At 55.9% G+C, this 17,715-nt stretch carries 12 protein-coding genes; 8 read left to right on the top strand and 4 right to left on the bottom strand.

Annotated elements, in window-relative coordinates; translation table 11 throughout:
- The first annotated feature begins 14 nt into the window (after positions 1 to 14).
- The 7 genes from WBY09_RS04080 to WBY09_RS04110 all read left to right on the top strand — a co-directional run bounded on the left by WBY09_RS04080 (position 15) and on the right by WBY09_RS04110 (position 7,376).
- On the top strand, positions 15 to 1,481 hold the full coding sequence (locus tag WBY09_RS04080; RefSeq protein WP_336232066.1) for a CmpA/NrtA family ABC transporter substrate-binding protein: 1,467 nt from the start codon (positions 15 to 17) through the stop codon (positions 1,479 to 1,481).
- A 1-nt stretch (position 1,482) separates the two neighbouring features.
- A complete protein-coding gene (gene ntrB / locus WBY09_RS04085) occupies positions 1,483 to 2,313 on the top strand; it encodes a nitrate ABC transporter permease (protein WP_008889171.1) in 831 nt (276 codons plus the stop codon).
- 11 nt (positions 2,314 to 2,324) lie between these two features.
- Positions 2,325 to 3,233, top strand: coding sequence for an ABC transporter ATP-binding protein (locus tag WBY09_RS04090; protein ID WP_336232068.1), 909 nt, complete (start codon positions 2,325 to 2,327; stop codon positions 3,231 to 3,233).
- Between the two features lie 37 nt (positions 3,234 to 3,270).
- Positions 3,271 to 3,711: a cyanase gene (gene cynS / locus WBY09_RS04095; RefSeq protein WP_336232069.1), complete on the top strand. Its 441-nt coding sequence runs from the start codon at positions 3,271 to 3,273 to the stop codon at positions 3,709 to 3,711.
- Between the two features lie 215 nt (positions 3,712 to 3,926).
- The gene (locus WBY09_RS04100; RefSeq protein WP_336232070.1) at positions 3,927 to 4,631 is read left to right on the top strand and encodes a glutathione S-transferase N-terminal domain-containing protein; all 705 of its coding nucleotides are present in this window, start codon (positions 3,927 to 3,929) and stop codon (positions 4,629 to 4,631) included.
- Positions 4,632 to 4,734: 103 nt separating this feature from the next.
- Complete coding sequence (locus tag WBY09_RS04105; RefSeq protein ID WP_336232071.1) at positions 4,735 to 5,901, top strand: adenosylhomocysteinase; 1,167 nt, start codon at positions 4,735 to 4,737, stop codon at positions 5,899 to 5,901.
- Between the two features lie 137 nt (positions 5,902 to 6,038).
- Positions 6,039 to 7,376: a ferredoxin reductase family protein gene (locus tag WBY09_RS04110; RefSeq protein ID WP_336232072.1), complete on the top strand. Its 1,338-nt coding sequence runs from the start codon at positions 6,039 to 6,041 to the stop codon at positions 7,374 to 7,376.
- Positions 7,377 to 7,471: 95 nt separating this feature from the next.
- Here WBY09_RS04110 and WBY09_RS04115 read toward each other — a convergent pair whose 3' ends face one another.
- From WBY09_RS04115 to ccrA, 3 genes are all read right to left on the bottom strand, one after another.
- Positions 7,472 to 9,562, bottom strand: coding sequence for a methyl-accepting chemotaxis protein (locus WBY09_RS04115; RefSeq protein ID WP_336232073.1), 2,091 nt, complete (start codon positions 9,560 to 9,562; stop codon positions 7,472 to 7,474).
- A gap of 236 nt (positions 9,563 to 9,798) precedes the next feature.
- A complete protein-coding gene (locus WBY09_RS04120; protein WP_197146045.1) occupies positions 9,799 to 11,466 on the bottom strand; it encodes an acyl-CoA dehydrogenase family protein in 1,668 nt (555 codons plus the stop codon).
- Positions 11,467 to 11,627: 161 nt separating this feature from the next.
- The gene (ccrA, locus tag WBY09_RS04125) at positions 11,628 to 12,908 is read right to left on the bottom strand and encodes a crotonyl-CoA carboxylase/reductase (protein WP_063088554.1); all 1,281 of its coding nucleotides are present in this window, start codon (positions 12,906 to 12,908) and stop codon (positions 11,628 to 11,630) included.
- A gap of 291 nt (positions 12,909 to 13,199) precedes the next feature.
- Between ccrA and WBY09_RS04130 the strand changes: the two genes are divergently transcribed.
- Positions 13,200 to 15,257, top strand: a complete 2,058-nt coding sequence (locus WBY09_RS04130) for a protein meaA (protein ID WP_197146044.1) — start codon at positions 13,200 to 13,202, stop codon at positions 15,255 to 15,257.
- 83 nt (positions 15,258 to 15,340) lie between these two features.
- Here the strand turns inward: WBY09_RS04130 and WBY09_RS04135 are convergent, their stop codons facing one another.
- Complete coding sequence (locus WBY09_RS04135) at positions 15,341 to 17,701, bottom strand: putative bifunctional diguanylate cyclase/phosphodiesterase (protein ID WP_008889181.1); 2,361 nt, start codon at positions 17,699 to 17,701, stop codon at positions 15,341 to 15,343.
- Between the last annotated feature and the right edge of the window lie 14 nt (positions 17,702 to 17,715).

Consider the following 17,715-nt stretch of genomic DNA (forward strand, 5'->3'; position numbering starts at 1 on the left):
CAGGGGGTGATCACATGTCAGTCAAAAGTCTGGGCAATCCATTTAGTGGCGATACCGATCTGCGTCACAGCAAATCATGCGGCTGTGATGTCTGTTCGTCAAAAGATGGGCATACACATGCATCACATAAAGACCATGACCATGGCGTAAAACACGATTTGGCCAGCATGCAGGCCCATAGTGATATGGGCGATATGGACGCCAAAACGCCGGAAAGCAGCGAAGAAATGCTTGATCGTGCCATCGACAGCGCAATTGTGCGTTCGGTGTTTGGTCACAACGACATTTCGCGTCGATCGTTTGCCAAAATGGTCGGTGGCAGCACCATGATGGCAGCCCTTGCCTCGGTCCTGCCAATCGACAAGGTCAAGGCGGCCATCCTTGATGATCTGGGCACGCCGGAAAAATCCAAGCTTAATATCGGCTTTGTGCCGATCACCTGCGCAACGCCGATCATCATGGCCCAGCCGATGGGCTTTTATGAGAAATACGGCCTTGATGTTGATGTCATCAAGACAGCCGGTTGGGCAGTTGCCCGCGACAAGTCGCTGAACAATGAATATGACGCGTCGCACATGCTGACCCCGATGCCGCTGGCGATTTCGATGGGGGCGGGTTCGACCGCAACGCCGTTCCTGATGCCGGCCGTTGAAAACATCAATGGTCAGGCGATTGTCCTGCATAACGATCACCTTGATAAACGTGATCCCAAGCAGTGGAAGGGCTTCAAGTTCGGTGTGCCGTTCGAATATTCGATGCACAACTTCCTGCTGCGCTATTACGTCGCCGAGCATGGCCTGGACCCGGACAAAGACATCCAGATCCGTGTCGTTCCGCCGCCCGAGATGGTGGCAAACCTGCGTGCCGGTAACCTTGATGGTTATCTGTCACCCGATCCGTTTAACCAGCGTGCGGTTTGGGAAAAGATCGGCTTCCTGCACACGCTGACCAAGGATATCTGGGAAGGCCATCCGTGCTGTGCATTCGCATGTTCCAAAGCGTTTTCCGAAGAGCTGCCGAACACCTATGGCGCGCTTTTGAAATCCATCGTGGATGCGACCCAGTACGCCGCCAAGGCGGAAAACCGCAAGGAAATCTCGGTTGCGATCGCACCGGCGAACTATCTGAACCAGCCGGTTCCGGTGATCGAGCAAGTCCTGACCGGTCGTTACGCCGATGGTCTGGGCGAGGTCAAAAACGTGCCGGATCGCATCGATTTCGATCCGTTCCCGTGGCACTCGATGGGTGTCTGGATCCTGACCCAGATGAAGCGCTGGGGCTATATCGAGGGCGATGTCGATTACAAGAAGATCGCCGAAGAAGTCTATGTCGCGAGCGATTGCGCCAAGATCATGAAAGAGCTTGGCTATGAAGCGCCGACCGAGACTTACAAAAGCTATACCATCATGGGCAAGACGTTCGATCCCGATCAGCCTGAAGCCTATGTCAACAGCTTTGCCATCGGCAAAGGGGTAAGCTGATATGCTGGCATCGCTCAATGCCAGGGCGTTGGTGTTGTCACTTGTACTTCTGGCGGTCTTCCTTGGTCTTTGGGAGGCCGCCAGCCCAAAACAACAACTCGCTGGCGAACTTACGGAATATGAACTTCTGATGGGCGGGGCAGAGCCAAAGGCCGCTGTGCCGCCCCCTTCGGATGTGATCGCCAAGGCATGGGAGGAGCTCAGCAATCCGTTCTATGACGCCGGTCCCAACGACAAGGGCATTGGCATTCAGATCGGCTATTCGCTTTATCGCGTGTTGAGCGGTTATTTCCTTGCGGCGGCAATTGCCATTCCGGTCGGGTTCCTGATCGGGATGTCGCCCCTGATGTACAAGGCGCTTGATCCGTTTATTCAGGTCCTTCGCCCGATTTCCCCGCTGGCATGGATGCCACTTGCGCTGTTCGTCATTCAGGACAGTCAGGCATCGGCGATCTTTGTGATCTTCATCTGTTCGATCTGGCCGATGTTGATCAATACCGCCTTTGGTGTGGCGGGGGTTCGCAAGGACTGGGTCAATGTGGCGCGTACCCATGAACTGGGCCCACTCAAAACCGCCTGGATTGTCATCCTTCCGGCTGCGGCCCCGACCATCCTGACCGGCATGCGGATTTCAATCGGCATTGCGTGGCTTGTGATTGTTGCCGCCGAGATGCTCGTGGGTGGGACGGGGATTGGCTACTACGTCTGGAACGAATGGAACAACCTTGATCTGACCAGCGTGGTGTTCTCGATCCTGATGATCGGTGTTGTCGGCATGTTGCTTGATACCGCGTTTGCCTATTGCGCACGTCTTGTGCAGTACCAGGAATAAGGAGACCTGATATGTCGAAACCATTCCTGAGTTTGCAGAACCTGACCAAACGTTTTCAGGCGCCCAAGGGCGGTGAAGCCCTGACGGTGTTTGAAAACGTCAATCTGGGGATCGAGAAGGGGGAGTTTGTTTGCATCATCGGCCATTCCGGCTGTGGCAAATCGACGATCCTGAACATCCTGGCTGGTCTTGATGAACCGACCGAAGGGGCGGTCATCATGAATAGCAAGGAAGTGTCGGGTCCCAGCCTTGATCGCGGGATCGTGTTTCAGAACTATTCCCTGCTGCCGTGGTTATCAGCGCTTAAGAACGTCACCTTTGCCGTTCAGGCCCGATACAAATCCTGGAGCAAGAAACAGGTTCACGACCATTCGATGAAGTATCTGGAAATGGTCGGGCTGGCTGGCGGGGCGGAGCTTCGCAAGCCGTCGCAATTGTCGGGTGGTATGCGTCAACGTGTATCAATTGCGCGCGCCTTTGCGATCCAGCCGGAATTGTTGCTTTTGGATGAGCCGTTCGGGGCCCTTGATGCCCTGACACGCGGCAGCATTCAGGATGAATTGATCCGCATCTGGTCGGGGTCGGACCAGACGGTCTTTATGATCACCCATGATGTGGATGAAGCCATCCTGTTGGCGGATCGTATTTTGCTGATGACCAACGGGCCCTATGCCCGTGTGGCAGAATCGGTTCAGGTTGATATCCCGCGCCCGCGCGAACGGGCCAACATCATTCACCATTCCGACTATTACGACATCCGAAACCACTTGGTCGAATTCCTTGCCACCCGCTCAAAGGCGCTTGCCGGCAAGCAGGAGGAAGGCACGCCAAGCGAGCCATCCATCGTGCGTTTTGGCGCACATGGGGTGGTTTCAGATCCCAAAGACAACCGCAAACCGGCCACCAGCCCGGTGGAATAAATCACCTGCACGCTGATTACTTAGAAGGAGAAAAGCTGTGAAAAAAGCAGATGTCAAAGAAATGATCATCGAAGCCAAAAAGGCCAAAGGCCTTGGCTGGGAAGAAGTTGCCAGCAAGATCGGCATGTCGCCGGTGTGGACGACTTCGGTCTGTTTTGGCATGATTTCCGCGCCAAAGGACAAGGCCGACATGCTGGTCGCCCTGTTTGACCTGCCGCCCGAAGCATCGGCTGTCATGCAGGAATGCCCGATGAAGATCTGGGATCAGGCAGTGCCGACCGATCCCGCGATCTATCGCCTTTATGAAATCGTCGGTGTTTACGGCGAGACCATCAAGGAAATCATCCACGAGAAATTCGGCGACGGCATCATGAGCGCGATCGACTACGAAATGTATATCGAGCGCAAGGAAGACCCGAAGGGGGACCGCGTTGTCATTACCCTTGATGGTAAATTCCTGAAATACCGCGCCTGGTAATTCAAGCCAATCGGTGGTTCGCAGTCACCTGGTACGAGCAGTCGCAGAAGACGAAACCGGTCTGATTCACGCAGGCCGGTTTTGTTTTTTTGTAAGGTTCCAAAGCAGCGAGCACCGGACAGGAAACAATAAGTTGCCAGATTTCCGGTGGCGCATTTCGAAGGATCATCTAAATGTTATGGTCAACACTATAACGATTTCAAAAGGGCTTTATCATGGCTGATCTGTCGAGCTTCGAGATTACCAAACGCTGGCCTGCGCAAAATCCGGACGTTATCCAGCTTTATTCCCTGCCGACGCCCAACGGGGTGAAGGTTTCGATCATGCTGGAAGAAACCGGTCTGGACTATGAGCCGCATCTGATCAATATCGGCGAAGACGAAACCTGGACGGCGGAATTCCTGTCGCTGAACCCGAATGGCAAAATCCCGGCGATCATTGATCCGCATGGACCAAATGGCAAGCCGCTTGGTCTGTTTGAATCGGGTGCGATCATTCAGTATCTGGCGGAAAAAACCGGCAAGTTGCTGCCTGTCGATCCGACCAAGCGCATTGAGGCGATCCAGTGGGTGTATTTCCAGATGGGCGGGCTTGGTCCGATGTTTGGGCAGCTTGGCTTCTTCCACAAGTTTGCCGGCAAGGAGATCGAGGACAAGCGTCCGCTGGATCGGTATCGCAAGGAATCAAAGCGGCTTCTGGGTGTGCTTGAAACCCGCCTTGATGGCCGTGACTGGATCATGGGCGACGAATACAGCATTGCCGACATTGCTTCGCTTGGCTGGGTGCGCAACCTGATCGGTTTCTATGACGCGGGTAGTCTTGTTGATTATCACGAATTTAAAAACGTTCCGGCATGGCTGGAGCGCGGTCTTGATCGTCCGGCCGTTCAGCGTGGACTGAACATCCCGGCCCGCGATTAATCCCCGTTGATTTTGACCGGATGGAGACAAATGCTTTTCATCCGGTCAGGCTGGCCTTAATTAGGAGGGCATTCATTGTCCCACGAAGTTAAGAGACCAATTCATGACCAGCCGCATCAAGGACGCCGCCCTTGCCCAACAGATCACTGACGAGACCCTTGCCTGGCGCGAGGTAATTTGCCCGGTGACGGCAAAATACGGAAACTATGTCGCCAAGCGTGATCTGCGCGACAAAACCATCGTCAGTTTCCAGCACGTTCTTGAAGACACCATTCCCACATTGCTGCCGTTTGTGAAGGCCGGGGCCAAGGTCAAGGTTGGCGCATGTAACCCTGATAGTACTGATGATGCGGCCGCCGCCTACCTTGCCGCCCATGGGGTCGAGGTCCATGCCTTTTCCGGCATGACGCCCGATGAATATGCCCAAAGCATCGATATCCTGTCGTCCGAGCCCGCTGACATCATTGCCGATATGGGCGGGGAGCTGATTGAGGCGTTTGTCAAAAAAGGTCACAAGGTCGACGGCGCGCTTGAAGCGACCACGACTGGTGTGCATCGCGTTGAGAAGCTTGATTATTCCTTCCCGGTGTTTAACTGGAACGATATCGCCATCAAGGACCGCCTGCATAACCGCCACCACGTTGCACAGGAAATGTGGCCGGTCTTTTCGAATGTGACGGGGCTTGCGCTTTATGGCCGCTCCGTCCTTGTGATCGGGTTTGGCCCGGTCGGGCGCGGGGTGGCCGAACGCGCGCGCAATCTGGGGGCGGTGGTGTCGGTCGCCGAACGCGATCCGGTCCGCGCGCTTGAGGCGCAGCATCATGGCTGCCGGGTTGTCAGCCTTGAAGATGGCCTGAAAGAAAACGCGATCATTGTGACCGCCACCGGCCTTTCGGGCATTCTGGGTGCGGCGCAGATCAAACAGTGCCGCCGCGGCGCGATCCTGGTCAATGTCGGGCATTCCAATACAGAGATTGACGTCAAATGGCTGGATACCCAGACGCGCACGAAAATGCGCCGCCATATCGAACGGTTCGAGCTGGATAACAGCCGCGAGGTGTATCTTCTGAACCGCGGCAGCCTACTTAACCTTGCACCCGGCATGGGGGGATCGGGCAAGGATCTGTTTGATCCGTTCTCGGCCATTCTGATCCGCGGGATCGACTGGCTGGCATCGGGCGGGGCGGCATCATTCAAGCCGGGCTTTTATCCCTATCCGGAAGATGTCGAACGCGAAATTGCCCAAGCGATCCTGCAATCGCACAGCTGATCAATTTTGCTGAACTGACGAATCGCAACGAACCACCCGGTGCGGTCTGGTAACCTTAATGGGTTGATGTCGGGGCGCGCGCAAATATTTGCGCTCAATCGCCCACGGCATCACTCATTTGAGGATGGAGGCCGGTCATGAGAACGATTTCAAAGGTCTTTGTTGGGTTCGTTCTGGCGGTGACCGGTATCTGGCTGGTTTCAAATCCCGATCTTTTTGCGGCATCCAGTTTCATCAGCCTTCGCCATTTTATGGTTCAGTATTCAGGCTTCCTTGCGATCAGCATGATGAGCCTGATCTTGCTGTTATCGGTTCGGCCTGTGTGGCTGACGCGACGGTTGGGCGGGTTGGACAAGGCGTATCGCCTGCATAAGTGGCTTGGCATTGCTGTGCTGATCGTTGCGACCCTGCACTGGACCTGGCGGATGGCGCCGAAATGGGGTGTTGCGCTTGGCCTTCTGGAACGGGGCCGGCGTGGGTCAAGGCCGGATGGGGCGGGCCTGCATTGGGCGCAATCGCTGTTTAATGAGCAGCGCGGGATGGCGGAAACGGTCGGGGAATGGGCGTTTTATATTGCCGTTGCCTTGATCCTGATCGCGTTGATCAAGCGCATCCCGTATCGCTGGTTTGCCAGAACACACACGGTTCTGGCCGTGATCTATCTTGTGCTGGTTTATCACAGCATCGTTTTGCTTGATTTCACCAACTGGGCGACGCCGGTCGGCTATGTTTTGGCGGTGATGTTGCTGGTGGGCACGGTGTCATCCATCATTGTGCTGTTTGGCCAAATCGGGGCCGGGCGCCGATCCACCGGCGAGGTGATTGACGTCGATTATCTTCCGGAAATGAAATCGCTTCAGATCGCGATCAGATCGGATGGCGGGTGGAAAGGCCACCTTGCCGGGCAGTTCGCCTTTGTCCGGTTTGGCAATAGCAACGAAGCGCATCCGTTTACCATTGCGTCTGCCTGGCGCGACGGGGTTCCGGGCCTGACCATTATCGCCAAGAAGCTAGGCGACTATACCAGCAAGCTTTACGAAACATTGAAGCCGGACGACCGGGTGCGGCTTGAGGGGCCTTATGGCACCTTTGTTCTGGATCGGGAAAAACGCCATCAGATCTGGATTTCCGGCGGAATAGGACTGACGCCGTTTGTTGCCTGGCTTGAGGATCTGGTGGCCAATCCGGCAAAGCTTGAGATCGATTTTTATCAGGTTGCGCCGCATTGCGATCCTGAACTGATGGCGCGGATCAACGATCTTGCCCGGCGTGCCGGTGTTCGCTTGCACGAATGGCGCGATGCGCGTGACGGTTTCCTGACCGGCGAGAAAATCCGTTCGGATGTGGCTCATTGGCAAGAAGCCCAGGTCTGGTTCTGTGGGCCGCGCCAATTTGGCGAAGATGTCAAAAACGATCTGGTGGCCGCCGGGTTGCACAGCGATGCCTTCCATCAGGAGCTGTTTGATTTCAGATAGGAAAACCAGAGTTTGGCGCTGAATAGAGTGCGGGCGGTCCGTTATGGAACCGCCCGCTTTTCGTTTGCTCGTTATCCAGATTGGTTTGGCAATGCCTAGGATTTGTAACCGATCCGAAGGTTGCCCCACTGTTCGCCATTGACTATGATCGGCACGTCGCATTCCTTCATGAAGACGACGGTGTTGCCCATGTCACGGAAATAGGTCTGCAGCAGGTGGGGCTTGGTGTTGCGCCCGGCCATCAGACCGGCACGGTCATCAAAGATGCGCCGGTTGCGGCAGTTGCCCATATTCCAAGCGGGTTCGCCCGGTCTTTGCGGTTGGCTGTAAACCTTGTTGTGGGTCGGCAGATAGCCGTTGGTATCCACCCCGGCGGCAAAGACAATATGTTCGTCCTTTGCAAGAATGGCTTCTTGCAGCGGGGTGAAATTGCGGTCGGTAAAGGGTACGTAGGGTGTCATGAACTGTTTTGGATCGGTGCCGTCAATCGGCTCGTAGCGGGTGTTGAACAGATCATCATGGGTGAATTCATGACTGCGCAAACCGCCTTCAAGAACCTTGCCCAACTCGCCGGCCAATTGCTTGCCGAGATCGGCAATCTTGGCGTCATGTTCGTGGGTTTTCTTAAGCAGTCCCAAAATGACCTTGGTTGCTTCGTCGTCGATTTCGGTGAACTGGATGTGGGTTCCGAGTGTCGAGTACGCTTTGACCGTCCCCTTAAGCCGGGTGCCATCGGTCATCGTGATCGTGATTGCTTTGTTGCGGTCATCTTCGCTGGCATCAATACGCGCAAGCAGGCCGGCAAGCGACATGTCCGCGGTCACACCCTGGCGCACATCACCGTTGCCAAAGTCGACCTTGATATCAACCGCAATCGGAACCCGTTCTTCGTGACGGCGGTTGGTGTTGTCTGCACTGCGCAGAACCATGCGGAAGCGCGTTTCCATCTCGTTGATATCATTGCGGATATTCGAAGACAGAATGCGAAGGTTTTCCGCCGTCTGGCTGGCATTGTGCGATTTGTGGCTGGCCAGTTCGATGTCGCCGGAAATGCCCTGCATGTGGGTGGAGACTTCCTGCGCACTTGTCGAGATTTCGGCGATCGCCGCTGTTTGTTGCTCGACCGATGCCGAGATATCGCTTGAAAGCTGGCTGACTTCGTCAATCGCGCCACCGATGCCCTCAATCGCGGTAACCGCCTCGGATGTGGCGCCCTGAATGGCGGTGATCTGGGCGTTGATATCAAGGATGGCTTTTTCGGTCTGGGTGGCGAGGTTTTTGACCTCGTTGGCGACGACCGCAAAGCCCTTGCCAGCGTCGCCGGCGCGCGCGGCCTCGATCGTGGCGTTGAGTGCCAGCATCTTGGTCTGATCAGAAATGCGTTTGACGATATCAACAACCTTGCCGATTTCGGTCGCGGTTTCCGACAGGCTGCCCATGGTGGTGGATGTTTCCTGGGCGCGGGTGACGGCCTGACTGGCAATGTCATTGGTTTTGTGGATGCGTTCGGCAATTTCGTGGCTGGATGCCTGCAATTCCTCGGTCGCGGATGCCACGGTTGCGACATTGCTGCTGGCGACTTCCGTGGTGGCAGTGATGCGTTCGACCAGTTGGGACAGTTCACTGGCGTCACTTTCCATGGCCTGCGCCACGTCATTGGTGCGCCCGGCCTGGAAGCCGACCTCGGAAATGATATTGTCGGTTTCACGTTCGATGATTTCCGACATCGACTGGATTTCAGAGGCGGAGCGCTGGTTGGCCAAAACGGTCTGGCGCGCCGATATCAGGCTGCCCATATCGGCCATCAGCAGGCATCGCGCCGCATCAGCCGCCGCAGTGCCGCCCTTGGACCGCGCGGCAAGCGTTGCGCAAAGTGCCGAAACCTTGTGGTAGGCCAGTACAATATGATCGGGAGCCAGTCCGATGACCGCATTGGCCAGAACATGCTCGTTAAAGCATTGGTTGAATGCATCGGAGCTGTTTGCATTGATCAGTGTTGCAAAACGTCGGGACAGTTCGGCAACATGATGTTGCGGATCACTTGGCGCAGCACTGCTTTGGCCGGTCCCCAACAGTTCGGTGACCAGATTTTCTGCAAGCTGTTCTCCATGTTGCGCAAACAAATCCGTGGCGGCATTTATACGCGCATAGATTGTACTTTCTGGCATTGCAGAGCTGTGATTCATTTGCCATTCTCTCCCTTATTCCCGGCGGACCTTTTGGCCCGATTTTTTCACAGACTTTCAGTGGTCTGTGTGTGCTTTTGGGGAGTGTATCACTACTGGTAAGTCCAAAATATATCATACTTTAGGTTGATATGGAAAAAGGCCCGCCAGTGTTGGCGGGCCAAGTTTGCCCTCGTTGTTCACAGGGGCCACGGTTCGGATGAGAATTTCATCAGTATTTCAGAATGTTATGTCGTTCACCGGGTCAGAATGCCGCGCGTGACCACCTGTGCCTGAATTTCGGCAGCCCCTTCGAAAATGTTCAGAATGCGCGCATCACACAGCACGCGGCTGATCTGATATTCAAGCGCATAGCCGTTGCCGCCGTGAATCTGCAGGGCGTTATCAGCATTCGACCATGCGACGCGTGCGCCCAGAAGCTTGGCCATGCCGGCCTCAATGTCGCAGCGGATATCCTGATCCTTTTCAAAGGCCGAGAAATAGGTCAGCTGGCGGGCGATCATGGTTTCAACCACCATCCATGCGACTTTGCCGTACACCCGCGGGAAGGCGTAAAGCGGCTTGGAAAACTGGATGCGATCCTTGGCATAACGCATGCCGATCTCAAGCGCGTTCTGGGCGACGCCGACAGCACGGGCTGCGGTCTGGATACGGGCCGACTCAAAGGTCGCCATCAGTTGTTTGAAGCCCTGTCCTTCTTCGCCGCCCAAAAGGTTCTCGGTCGGGACTTCGAACCCGTCAAAGGAAAGCTCGTATTCCTTCATGCCGCGATAACCAAGCACCTCAATCTCGCCACCAGACATACCGTTGGCCGGGAACGGGTTATCATCGGTGCCACGTGGTTTTTCGGCCAACAGCATCGACAGGCCGCGATAACCGGACTCGTCGGGGTTGGTGCGGGTCAGAAGGGTCATCAGGTCAGACCGCGCGGCATGGGTGATCCATGTCTTGTTGCCAGTGACCTTATAGGTATCGCCATCCTTCACCGCACGCGTGCGCAGGTGTGCCAGATCCGATCCGTTATTGGGTTCGGTAAAGACGGCGGTCGGCAGGATTTCACCCGATGCCAGTTTGGGCAGGTAATGTTCCTTTTGCGCGTCGGTTCCGCCAAGGCGGATCAGTTCGGCGGCAATTTCAGAACGTGTCCCAAGCGACCCGACACCGATATAGCCACGTGATAGTTCCTCGGTGACAACGCACATCGCGGTTTTGCCCATGCCAAGGCCGCCGAATTCTTCGGGGATGGTCAGGCCGAAAACGCCGAGTTCGGACATTTCATTGACGATTTCAATCGGGATCAGCTCGTCACGTTCGTGCCAGCCATGGGCATGCGGCGATACCTTTTCCTCGACAAAGCGGCGGAACTGATCGCGCACCATATCAAGGGTTTCGTCTTCAAGACCGGTTTCGCCAAAGCGACCGGTATCAAGGCTGTCTTCGATTTCAGCGGCAATCGCCCGGCGTGCGGCATCGGAATTGCCACCACGTGCAAGGGTCGCGACCGATGGGTTGGCGGCAAGGGATGCAATCAGGTCATCAGAAACGCCAAGGGTCGAAAGACGGATGATCTCGCCCTGTGACATCGGAATGCCACCGATGATCTGCGCCAGATATTCCCCAAACGCCGATTGCAGGATCAGTTGTTCGAGATTGCCGAATTTGCCCTGGTCCTTAAGGCGATTTGCCCATGCCTTCATCTGGCCAAGGGCGGTGACATAGGTGGTAAACCAGGCAAAGCCGTGTGCGGCAAACTGGTTGTCATCAAAGGCATCGGCATTAACCCGGCCATCGACCGTTACAGCTGTCCGCAGCGCATATTCGGCCGCATCATAAACCGGGCTGAGTGCCGCAAGGGCGTCATCGCACAAACGTTCGAGGTCAGGCAAAAGGGCGTTGTTCGTCATTCTTCGGGTCCTCGGATCAGGTCCTCGTCGTGCAATCTTGTGGGGCGATTGCGCGGATCAGTTATGAGTGCATCAAAGCATCAAGGGTGGTGGCACCCCATGCGCAGATCGGGCGAGAATGCGCTCGGGGTGCCAGCTATCAGTCGAAGATTAATGTGGGACTAGCCTTCGACTGCTTCTTCAAGGGTGCGCATGCCCGGGCGCTTTGCCTGCACCAGAACGGCCATGTTGCCGGGTTTGTGTTCGTTGCGCATCATCTTCATGTGAGCGCGCGGAATGTCTTCCCAACTGAACACTTCAGACATGCTCGGATCCAGACGGCGTTCGATCACGAGCTTGTTGGCCTGCGCCGCCTGTTTCAGGTTGGCGAAGTGGCTGCCCTGAATACGTTTTTGGCGCATCCAGACAAAGCGCGCATCAAAGGTCAGGTTAAAGCCGGTGGTGCCGGCACAGAACACAACCATGCCGCCGCGTTTTACAACGTTGCACGATACCGGGAAGGTCTGTTCGCCGGGATGTTCAAAGACGATGTCGACGTCATTGCCCTTGCCGGTGATGTCCCAGATCGCCTTGCCGAATTTGCGGACTTCTTTCATGTAATCGCCAAATTCCGGGCCGTTGACGGTGGGAAGCTGTCCCCAGCAATTGAAATCCTTGCGGTTGATCACGGCCTTGGCACCCAGTCCCAGAACAAAGTCGCGCTTTGTTTCATCGGAAATGACACCAATCGCGTTGGCCCCGGCCGTTGTAATCAGCTGGATCGCCATCGAGCCCAAACCACCCGATGCGCCCCAGACCAGAACATTGTGCCCCGGACGCAGGATGTGCGGACGATGGCCAAACAGCATGCGATAAGCGGTGGCAAGGGTCAGCGTGTAGCACGCACTTTCTTCCCAGGTCAGATGTTTGGGACGCGGCATGAGCTGCTGTGCCTGAACACAGGTGAACTGCGCGAAGGATCCGTCCGGTGTTTCATAGCCCCAGATGCGCTGGGTCGGGGACAGCATCGGATCGCCGCCGTTACATTCTTCGTCGTCGCCGTCATCCTGGTTGCAGTGAATGACCACTTCGTCGCCGACTTTCCAACGGGTGACTTTCGATCCAACCGCCCAGACGATGCCCGATGCATCCGATCCGGCAATGTGGAACGGGCAATCATGGACGTTGAAGACCGAGATCGGTTTGCCAAGGGATGCCCAGACACCGTTATAGTTCACCCCGGCCGCCATCACGAGAACAAGCACTTCATGGCTGTCGGGTTGGGTCACCGGCAAAACTTCGCACTGCATGGCCGTATCGGGCTCGCCATGGCGTTCTTCGCGAATCGCCCATGCATACATATTCTTTGGCACATGGCCCAATGGCGGGATTTCGCCAATTTCATAAAGATCTTTTTCTTCCTGACCGCCACGGAAAGGCAGCACTTCAGCAGACGTATTCATGGCCTTCACTCCTTGTTCGGGGTCGATCCGGTTTGCAGGGTAATTAAATTACCAATGCTGCGTTGCGGTCGACGGATCCTCCAAGCCACGGAATTTATTTTATTTTCCCCGGGCATCTCCCGGTTTCCTGCGGAATTTCAGCAAGGATAACCTGGGCGATATTTGTTTTCGCTTTTATCGCGTTGCACAAATTGTTATATAATTACCCAAGTGATGTCTAGTAGATAATTTAATAACGTTCAGGCGTAATTATCGTAAAGACATTGAGTAATAAAAATACAAGAGGTCGCGATGTCGATGGAAAACAAGCGCAACGCAGCAAAGCCGGAACGCGATCGCCCGTGGCTGATCCGGACCTATGCCGGGCACAGCTCCGCACAGGCATCGAATGCGCTATATCGTCAGAACCTGGCAAAGGGGCAGACCGGGCTTTCGGTGGCCTTCGATCTGCCGACCCAGACGGGGTATGATTCTGACCATGTTCTGGCACGCGGCGAAGTCGGCAAGGTCGGCGTTCCGGTGTCCCATCTGGGTGACATGATGACGTTGTTTGACGGTATCCCGCTTGATCAGATGAACACGTCGATGACGATCAACGCACCAGCCGCCTGGCTTTTGTCGCTTTATATTGCGGTGGCCGAAAAGCAGGGCACCGCGCGCGCCAGCCTGCAGGGCACGACCCAGAACGACATCATCAAGGAATATCTGTCACGCGGGACGTATATTTTTCCGCCAGCGCCCAGCCTTAAGCTGATTACGGATGTCGCGGCCTTTACCTATCGCGAGGTTCCGAAATGGAACCCGATGAATGTGTGCTCCTACCATCTGCAGGAAGCCGGGGCGACGGCCGAGCAGGAGCTGGCCTATGCGCTGGCAACGGCGATTGCGGTTCTGGATGCGGTGCGCGATTCGGGTCAGGTGCCCGAAGAGGACTTTGCCAAGGTGGTCGGTCGCATTTCGTTCTTTGTGAATGCCGGGATTCGCTTTGTTACTGAAATCTGCAAGATGCGGGCATTCTGCGAACTTTGGGATGAAATCACCCGTGATCGTTACTGCATCGAAGACGCCAAATATCGCCGGTTCCGCTATGGCGTTCAGGTCAACTCGTTGGGCCTGACCGAACAGCAACCCGAAAATAACGTCTATCGTATTCTGATCGAGATGCTGGCAGTGGTTCTGTCAAAGAATGCGCGGGCGCGCGCCGTGCAGTTGCCCGCCTGGAACGAGGCCCTTGGCCTTCCGCGTCCATGGGATCAGCAATGGTCGCTGCGCCTGCAACAGATCATGGCCTATGAAACCGATCTTCTGGAATATGAAGACCTGTTTGATGGCAACCCGGCGATTGAACGCAAGGTCGGCGCGCTTAAGGAAGGTGCGCGGGCAGAACTTGCAAAGATTGATGAGATGGGCGGGGCGATTGCCGCAGTTGATCGCGGCTATATGAAACAGGAACTGGTGCGGTCCAACGCGCTGCGTCTGGCCGATATCGAAAGCGGGCTGACAAAGGTGATCGGTGTAAACGCCTTTACCGAAACCGAACCTTCGCCGCTGACATCGGGGGAAAAGTCGATCCTGACCGTCGATGACATGGCCGAACAGGACCAGATCGAAAAACTTAAAGCCTGGCGGTCAGAGCGCAATCAGGCCGAAGTCGATGCCACGCTGACCGATTTGAAGTCAGCCGCCAGCGAAGGTCGCAACATCATGGAAAGTTCCATTGCCTGCGCCCATGCCGGGGTCACCACCGGCGAGTGGTCGGAAACCCTGCGCGACGTGTTTGGCGAATACCGTGCGCCGACCGGGATTACATCGATGATCGTGACCGGGGATGCCGAAAACCTTCAGGATTTGCGCAAACGCGTTGATGAGGTTTCCGACAAGCTTGGCGAACGTATGAAGATGCTGGTCGGCAAGCCGGGTCTGGATGGTCATTCCAACGGCGCCGAACAGATTGCGGTCAAGGCGGGCGAAGCCGGGATCGAGGTTTTGTATGAAGGCATACGCTGGACGCCAGAGGAGCTGGTGCGCAATGCCATCGAAGACGGCGCGCATGTCATCGGTCTTTCGATCCTGTCCGGGTCGCATGTGCCGCTGGTGCGTGAAGTGGTCAACGGGCTGCGTGCCCAAGGGGCCGGTCATATTCCGGTCGTTGTCGGCGGGATTATCCCGGAATCTGATATGCTGGTGCTGCGCCAGATGGGCGTTTCCGCGGTCTATACCCCCAAGGATTATCAGTTGGCCAAGGTGATTTCCGAGATTGTTGATCTTGTGGATCGCAAGTCATCTGACAAAACAGCGGTTTCATCAAATGGTGCCAGCGATGCGCATGGGGATGCAGCGCTTTATTAACGTCCATGCGGGCAGAACCATCTGACAAAAAAACGGTCGGACCCAACAACGGGTGCGACCGGTTCTTTTTGGATGTGCCCGGATCAGGACTTGGCTGAAACAGTTTCCTGTTCGGTGCCATGGCGCTCGTTGACCCAGCTTTCAAAGGTCGAGGCGGGCAGTGGTTTGGAGAACAGGAAGCCCTGGATAAAGTCGCAGCCCTTTTCCTGCAGATAGACAAGCTGTTCGACTTCTTCCACGCCCTCGGCAACGACTTCGAGGTTAAGGCTGTGGCCAAGGCCGATGACGGCATCGACAATCGCCTTGTCATCGACATCGACATGAATGTCGTTCACGAAGGATCGGTCGATCTTGATCGAGGTCACCGGGAAACGTTTGAGATAGTTCAGCGACGAATAGCCGGTGCCAAAATCATCAATCGCGATCAGAACACCAAGTTCCTTGAGTTCCTTGAGCGTCGAGACGGCCTTTTCCGGGTTGTTCATCAGAATGGATTCGGTGATTTCAAGTTCCAGCGTGCCATGCGGCAGGGCAGTTTCCTTGACGATCTTGGTCACACTATCAACCAGTTCGGCATCCTGGAACTGTGCCGGGGACAGGTTGACGGCAATCCGAAGATCGGAAAGTGATGAGTCGCGCCAGATGCGTGTCTGACGGCAGGCCTTTTCAAGAACCCATGCACCCAGACGGTTGATCAGGCCGCATTCCTCGGCAACGGAAATGAATTCGCCGGGCAGGATCAGGCCGCGTTCCGGGTGATGCCAGCGTACAAGCGCCTCGGCACCGACGACGCGTTCGGTGCGGCAATCGATTTTCGGCTGATAGTAAAGTTCGAGTTGATCGTGTTCGAGCGCGTTGCGCAGATCTTCCTCGATGGTTTTGCGTTCCTTGACCCGTTCGTGCATCGACGGCAGGAAGAAGCGGTAATTATTGCGCCCTTCGGCCTTGGCGGCATACATCGCCATATCGGCGTTCTTGACCAGCTGTTCGGGGTTTTCGCCGTCTTCCGGGAACAGGGTGATACCGACACTGGCGGTCGAATGCAGGCGGATGCCGCGGCAATCAAATGGCTGGCACAGCTCGTCAATGATGCGTTGGGCAAGGGCGATGGTGTCTTCGATGTTCTGGACATCGGTCTGGATGATTGCGAATTCATCGCCACCAAGGCGGGCGGCGGTATCCGAATCCCGGATGATACGCGACAGACGCTGCCCCATTTCCTGGATCATCAGATCGCCAACATCGTGGCCGAAGTGGTCGTTGATATCCTTGAACCGGTCAAGGTCGACAAACAGAACCGTCACGCCGCGCTGGAAACGACGGGCCGACAGCAGCGCCTGACGCAGGCGGTCAAGGAACAGGGTGCGGTTCGGCAGGCTGGTCAGAACGTCATGGACCGCAAGGTGACGCATGCGGGCTTCGGTCTGTTTACGTTCGGTAATATCGGTGTAGGTCGCAACGTAACCGCCGCCCGGCATCGGGTTGTGATCAACCTGAATGACACGACCATTCGGGCGGGTCCGTTCCATGCGATAGGGTTCACGACGCCGGGCAATCGCAACGCGGTCGGAAATCAGTGCCTGAATGCTGACATCGCCGTATTCGCCGCGTTCGCCGTTATAGCGCAGGATATCGGAAAGCGGGGTGCCTTCCTTGACCAGATCGCGCGGCAGGTTCAGCAATTCGATATAGCGTTCGTTCCAGACCATCAGGTTCAGGTCCTGATCGAACAGACAGATGCCCTGACCGATATTGTGAAGGGTTGCTTCCAGCAGGGCCTGTTTGCGCTGGGCTTCTTCCTGCGCCTGCCCCTGAAGGGCGACCATTTCATTATATTCGCGGATCAGAAGCCCGAGTTCGTCCGAGCTGTTCCATTCCACCGGACGGCGCAGACGGCCGTGCTTGGTCATTCGAATGGAATGCAGCAATCGGTTGAGTGGTTCCTTGATCGAGCGTTTGTTGGCGATCAGAAGGCTTGCGGCCACGACCGAGATCAAAAGCCCGAACAGGATCATGTCGATCGCAATACGGCGGAACAGCAAATCCTGAACGCGGGCGTCGGTGAAGTAAATCACCAGTTCGCCAACGTCATGGCGGACGTTGTTGCGTTCGAAATAGACACGGCGCGAAAGTCGAAGCGTGTCGGTCAATTCGGATTGCGATACGCCGGTATGGGCAAATTCGGTGCCGTCTGCGCCCAGTGCCTGCACGGCAACGATGTCGCGATCGCGCGCCATGGCGTTTAGGGCAGATTCAATATTATCGACGTCGAGATACCAGAAAGGTGTGGCCAGAACGCGGGCGTTGATGTCGGCGGTCTGTTCGACTTTGCCATTCAGGTCGTCGCGCAGCACCTTGTAGCTGACATAGCCAAAGACGATGAAAAGCGCGAGCGAGAACAGCGAAACCAGCGGCAATGCGATAAACAGCAGCCGACTGCTCAAGGACTTTCGTTGTA

This window comes from Thalassospira sp. CH_XMU1458 (assembly GCF_037027205.1).
Taxonomy (GTDB): Bacteria; Pseudomonadota; Alphaproteobacteria; order Rhodospirillales; family Thalassospiraceae; genus Thalassospira; species Thalassospira tepidiphila.